6 protein-coding genes are annotated in these 5,908 nt (G+C 41.2%); 4 read left to right on the forward strand and 2 right to left on the reverse strand.

Going from position 1 to position 5,908, the window contains the following annotated elements; genetic code table 11:
• The first annotated feature begins 304 nt into the window (after window positions 1-304).
• From groES to HMPREF2853_RS05135, 3 genes are all read left to right on the forward strand, one after another.
• A complete protein-coding gene (groES, locus tag HMPREF2853_RS05125; RefSeq protein WP_000917326.1) occupies window positions 305-589 on the forward strand; it encodes a co-chaperone GroES in 285 nt (94 codons plus the stop codon).
• 15 nt (window positions 590-604) lie between these two features.
• Entirely contained in the window at window positions 605-2,227 is a 1,623-nt protein-coding gene (gene groL / locus HMPREF2853_RS05130; RefSeq protein ID WP_070535150.1) for a chaperonin GroEL, read from the forward strand.
• Between the two features lie 125 nt (window positions 2,228-2,352).
• Entirely contained in the window at window positions 2,353-3,120 is a 768-nt protein-coding gene (locus tag HMPREF2853_RS05135) for an epoxyqueuosine reductase QueH (RefSeq protein ID WP_070535152.1), read from the forward strand.
• Window positions 3,121-3,189: 69 nt separating this feature from the next.
• Here HMPREF2853_RS05135 and HMPREF2853_RS05140 read toward each other — a convergent pair whose 3' ends face one another.
• Both HMPREF2853_RS05140 and recX read right to left on the reverse strand, forming a co-directional pair.
• Entirely contained in the window at window positions 3,190-3,723 is a 534-nt protein-coding gene (locus HMPREF2853_RS05140) for a nucleoside tri-diphosphate phosphatase (RefSeq protein ID WP_000775318.1), read from the reverse strand.
• Between the two features lie 88 nt (window positions 3,724-3,811).
• Entirely contained in the window at window positions 3,812-4,588 is a 777-nt protein-coding gene (gene recX / locus HMPREF2853_RS05145; protein ID WP_070535153.1) for a recombination regulator RecX, read from the reverse strand.
• Window positions 4,589-4,625: 37 nt separating this feature from the next.
• Here recX and rlmD point away from each other — a divergent pair.
• Window positions 4,626-5,908: 23S rRNA (uracil(1939)-C(5))-methyltransferase RlmD (gene rlmD / locus HMPREF2853_RS05150; protein ID WP_070535155.1), on the forward strand; the 1,283-nt coding region annotated here is incomplete at its 3' end.

The following is a 5,908-nucleotide window of genomic DNA, read 5'->3' on the forward strand; positions in this document are numbered from 1 at the left end:
CTTCGAAAATCTCTTCAAACCACGTCAGCTTCACCTTGCTGTAGGTATAGGTAACTGACTTCGTCAGTTCTATCTACAACCTCAAAGCAGTGCTTTGAGCAACCTGCGGCTAGCTTCCTAGTTTGATCTTTGATTTTCATTGAGTATAAACATTGAAAAGTCTGAGTTGGTCTCAGGCTTTTTATCTTGCCAAAGTCAGACTTTTTTCTTGACTATTTCTGACCAAGTGATACAATAGAACTATGAATTAGCACTCAGATATAAAGAGTGCTAATAATATGTATTTCATCATGGAGGAAAACAGATGTTGAAACCATTAGGAGACCGTGTGGTCTTGAAAATCGAAGAAAAAGAACAAACTGTTGGAGGCTTTGTCCTTGCGGGCTCAGCCCAAGAAAAAACAAAAACAGCCCAAGTTGTAGCTACTGGACAAGGGGTTCGTACCTTGAACGGTGACTTGGTTGCTCCAAGCGTTAAGCCTGGAGACCGTGTCTTAGTTGAAGCTCATGCAGGTATTGATGTCAAAGATGGCGATGAAAAGTACATCATCGTTGGCGAAGCCAATATTTTGGCAATCATTGAAGAATAGAAGGAGAAAGTAAGTATGTCAAAAGAAATTAAATTTTCATCTGATGCTCGTTCAGCTATGGTCCGTGGTGTCGATATCCTTGCAGATACTGTTAAAGTAACCTTGGGACCAAAAGGTCGTAATGTTGTATTGGAAAAATCATTTGGTTCACCATTAATTACCAATGACGGTGTTACTATTGCCAAAGAAATCGAATTGGAAGACCATTTTGAAAATATGGGTGCCAAATTGGTATCAGAAGTAGCTTCAAAAACCAATGATATCGCAGGTGACGGAACGACAACTGCAACTGTCTTGACCCAAGCTATCGTCCGTGAAGGAATCAAAAACGTCACTGCAGGTGCCAACCCAATCGGTATCCGTCGTGGGATTGAAGCAGCAGTTGCCGCAGCTGTAGAAGCCTTGAAAAACAATGCCATTCCTGTTGCCAACAAAGAAGCCATCGCTCAGGTTGCTGCCGTATCTTCCCGTTCTGAGAAAGTCGGCGAATACATCTCTGAAGCTATGGAAAAAGTTGGAAAAGATGGAGTCATCACTATTGAAGAATCACGTGGTATGGAAACAGAGCTTGAAGTCGTGGAAGGGATGCAGTTTGACCGCGGTTACCTATCACAGTACATGGTGACAGATAGCGAAAAAATGGTGGCTGACCTCGAAAATCCATACATTTTGATTACTGATAAGAAGATTTCAAATATCCAAGAAATCTTGCCACTCTTAGAAAGTATTCTTCAAAGCAATCGTCCACTCTTGATTATCGCGGATGATGTAGATGGCGAAGCTCTTCCGACTCTAGTATTGAATAAGATTCGTGGAACCTTCAACGTCGTAGCAGTTAAGGCACCTGGCTTTGGTGATCGTCGTAAAGCGATGCTTGAAGATATCGCTATCTTGACAGGTGGAACTGTTATCACAGAAGATCTTGGCCTTGAGTTGAAGGACGCTACTATTGAGGCGCTTGGTCAAGCAGCGAGAGTAACTGTGGACAAAGATAGCGCTGTTATCGTAGAAGGTGCTGGAAATCCTGAAGCTATTTCTCACCGTGTTGCAGTTATCAAGTCACAAATCGAAACCACAACTTCTGAATTCGACCGTGAAAAACTCCAAGAACGATTGGCTAAATTGTCAGGTGGTGTTGCAGTCATCAAGGTCGGCGCTGCAACTGAAACTGAGTTGAAAGAAATGAAACTCCGCATTGAAGATGCCCTCAACGCTACTCGTGCAGCCGTGGAAGAAGGGATCGTTGCTGGTGGTGGAACTGCCCTTGCCAATGTCATTCCAGCCGTGGCTGATTTGGAATTGACAGGAGATGAAGCAACAGGACGCAATATTGTTCTCCGTGCCTTGGAAGAGCCTGTTCGTCAAATCGCCCACAATGCGGGATTCGAAGGTTCTATTGTTATTGACCGTTTGAAAAATGCTGAAGTTGGTACAGGCTTCAACGCAGCAACTGGCGAGTGGGTTAATATGATTGAAGAAGGAATCATTGACCCAGTTAAAGTGAGCCGTTCAGCCCTTCAAAATGCAGCATCTGTAGCCAGCTTGATTTTGACAACAGAAGCAGTCGTAGCCAATAAACCGGAACCAGCAGCCCCAGCTCCAGCAATGGATTCAAGCATGATGGGCGGCATGATGTAAAAGTAACTTATAAAAAACACAAAAGGAGGGGACATGCATCCCTCCTTTTATGGTTTTCTCTTCTAAAATTGATTTGAGCTCTCCTAACTTATATGATAAAATAAGACTAGAAAAAGGAGAAGAACATGATTGATGTAGAAGAAATTCTGAGCAAGATGAATCCCAATCAGAAGATTAATTATGACCGTGTTATGAAAAAAATGGTTCAAGTTTGGGAGAAAAATGAGCAACGTCCCACTATTCTCATGCATGTTTGCTGTGCTCCTTGTAGTACCTACACCCTAGAATACCTGACCAAATACGCTGATGTGACTATCTATTTTGCCAATTCCAATATCCATCCCAAGGCAGAATACCACAAGCGGGCTTACGTCACCAAGAAATTTGTTAATGATTTCAATGAGCGAACAGGCAATACGGTCCAGTATTTAGAAGCGCCCTACGAACCAAATGAATACCGGAAGTTAGTCAGAGGGCTGGAAGAAGAACCAGAAGGCGGCGATCGTTGCAAGGTTTGTTTTGACTACCGTCTGGATAAAACGGCGCAAGTAGCTATGGACTTGGGCTTTGACTACTTTGGTTCAGCTTTGACCATCAGTCCCCATAAGAATTCTCAAACCATCAACAGCATCGGAATTGATGTGCAAAAGATTTATACAACCCACTATCTCCCAAGTGATTTCAAGAAAAACCAAGGCTACAAGCGCTCGGTGGAGATGTGCGAGGAGTATGATATTTATCGTCAATGTTATTGTGGATGCGTCTATGCAGCTCAAGCCCAGAATATTGATCTTGTTCAGGTTAAGAAGGATGCCACAGCTTTCTTGTTGGATAAGGATGTTGAAAAAGACTATTCCCACATCAAGTTTACTGTCACTAAATTAGATATATAGCAATTAACCCAGCTTCTAGGCTGGGTTTTTCAAATAAAAAACCAGAGCTCTCACCCCGGTTTGACAACTTTACCGATTCTTTAGTTCTATGTAGCGTTTGTACCAAATGTTGACATAGGCCTCTGAGAAAGGACCGCGCCCATTGTTGATCCAATCAACAAGGATTTTAACATGCTCTTTCAAAATATAGTCTAAATCATCAGAATACTTCATTTTGCGTTTATGGCGCTCATACTCTTCAACGTCCAAGAGACGCTTTTCACCATCAGTGAAGACCTTGACATCCAAATCATAATCAATGTATTTCAGGGCTTCCTCATCTAGATAGTAGGGGCTGGCCATATTGCAATAGTAGGAAATCCCATTATCACGAATCATGGCAATGATATTAAACCAATATTTTTTGTGAAAGTAAACAATAGCCGGTTCTCGAGTCACCCAACGACGACCGTCACTTTCGGTAACAAGTGTGTGGTCGTTGACGCCGATAATGGCGTTCTCTGTTGTTTTTAGTACCATGGTGTCCCGCCAAGTACGGTGAAGACTCCCATCATGCTTATAACTTTGAATTGTAATAAAGTCGCCTTCTTTTGGAAGTTTCATAACTAACCAACTTTCTACAATTTATAAGTTTATCGTTTACTATTATATCATAAATCGGTCTAATTTTTTTGAATTTTACCTGAAAATGTTAAAGATATTCTCTGAGAGCGCTTGCTATATCCGAAAAATCATAGCCTTTTCGAGCTAAAACTTGGGTTAAACGTTGTTTAAGTTCGTATCCTTCATACTTTCGAGCATACTTAGCATATTGTTTGTCTAGCTCTTTAAAAATGAGTTCTTGAGTCGTTTCTTGGTCGACTTGACTGTCCAAGTCGTCAAAGGTATTCTTAGCATCAGAATAGGAGAAGCCTTTGTTGGTCAAGTTTTGGATAATCTTATCTTGCAAGGCACGAGCGGGAAGCTTTCCCGTGTATTTTTTAAGAAGTTTCTCTGCCACACGTTTAGCGACCTCTGAAAAATCAAAATCCTTTAAAACCTCTTCAATCGTTGATTTGGCAATCCCTTTTTGAGACAGTTTTTGAGCTAGCACATAGGGTCCCTTATCTCCAGAAAGTTGATTGGCATTGATGATAGAATAGGCATACTGACGATCATTAATCCAGTTATCTTCTTTAAGATTGGCGATAACTTGACTTGTGATTTTTTCATCAAGATCATACTTTTTCAGATACTCACGAACTTCCTTTTCGGTTCGAGCTTTAAATGATAGATGGTAGAGGGCGAGATTCTTACCATAAGAAAACTGAGAAAAGCCCTGAATCTCGGTCAATTCTTCAGTGCTAACCACCTTATCTTTAGACAACATAAAACGGACAATGGTATCCTCCGTGATATAAGAGGTTTGCTGTCCATCTAACTCCATCAAGTAGAGACGTTTTTTCTTTTCAAGTTTTGTGATTTTCATAGTTCTATTATACCCTAAAATGTGATAAGATAGGGGTATGAATCTGAAAGTCAAACAAAAAATACCTTTAAAAATCAAGCGGATGGGCATCAATGGCGAGGGAATCGGATTTTACCAAAAAACTTTAGTTTTTGTGCCAGGCGCCCTCAAAGGAGAAGATATCTATTGTCAGATTACTTCTATTAAACGTAACTTTGTTGAAGCCAAATTACTAAAGGTTAATAAGAAGTCGAAATTTCGGGTCGTGCCAGCTTGTACGATTTATAATGAATGTGGTGGTTGCCAAATCATGCACCTCCACTACGATAAACAGTTGGAGTTCAAAACGGATTTGCTCCACCAAGCCCTGAAAAAATTTGCTCCTGCAGGATATGAAAACTATGAAATCCGTCCAACTATCGGAATGCAGGAACCAAAGTACTACCGTGCTAAGCTTCAATTCCAGACTCGGAAATTTAAAAATCAGGTCAAGGCAGGTTTGTATGCGCAAAACTCTCATTATCTCGTAGAGTTGAAAGACTGTTTGGTGCAAGATAAGGAAACCCAAGTGATTGCGAATCGCCTAGCTGAACTTCTTACTTACCACCAAATTCCAATTACAGATGAGAGAAAAACGCTCGGTGTTCGCACGATCATGGTACGAAGAGCAAGAAAAACGGGGCAAGTTCAGATAATCATTGTCACGAATCGCCAGCTTAATTTAACCCAGCTGGTAAGAGACTTAGTTAAAGATTCTCCAGAAGTTGTCACAGTTGCAGTCAATACAAATACAGCAAAAACAAGTGAAATCTATGGTGAAAAGACGGAAATTATCTGGGGCCAAAAGAGCATTCAAGAAGGAGTACTGGACTATGAGTTTTCTCTCTCGCCCCGAGCTTTTTATCAACTTAATCCGGAGCAGACAGAAATTCTCTATAGTGAAGCAATTAAGGCTCTGGATGTCAGCAAAGAAGACCATCTAATCGATGCTTATTGTGGTGTTGGTACGATTGGATTTGCCTTCGCAAAGAAGGTCAAGAGTCTCAGAGGAATGGATATTATTCCGGAAGCCATAGAAGATGCCAAGAGAAATGCTCAAAAAATGGGGTTTGACAATACCCATTACGAAGCGGGAACAGCTGAAGAGATTATTCCACGCTGGTATAAAGAAGGCTACCGAGCAGATGCCTTGATAGTCGATCCTCCTCGTACAGGCTTAGATGATAAGTTACTGGATACCATTCTGACCTATGTCCCAGAAAAAATGGTCTATGTATCCTGCAATGTTTCAACCTTGGCACGAGATTTAGTTAAACTAGTAAAAGTCTATGACCTCCAGTA

Origin of the sequence: Streptococcus sp. HMSC077F03 (assembly GCF_001812375.1) — a bacterium.
Classification (GTDB): domain Bacteria; phylum Bacillota; class Bacilli; order Lactobacillales; family Streptococcaceae; genus Streptococcus; species Streptococcus oralis_S.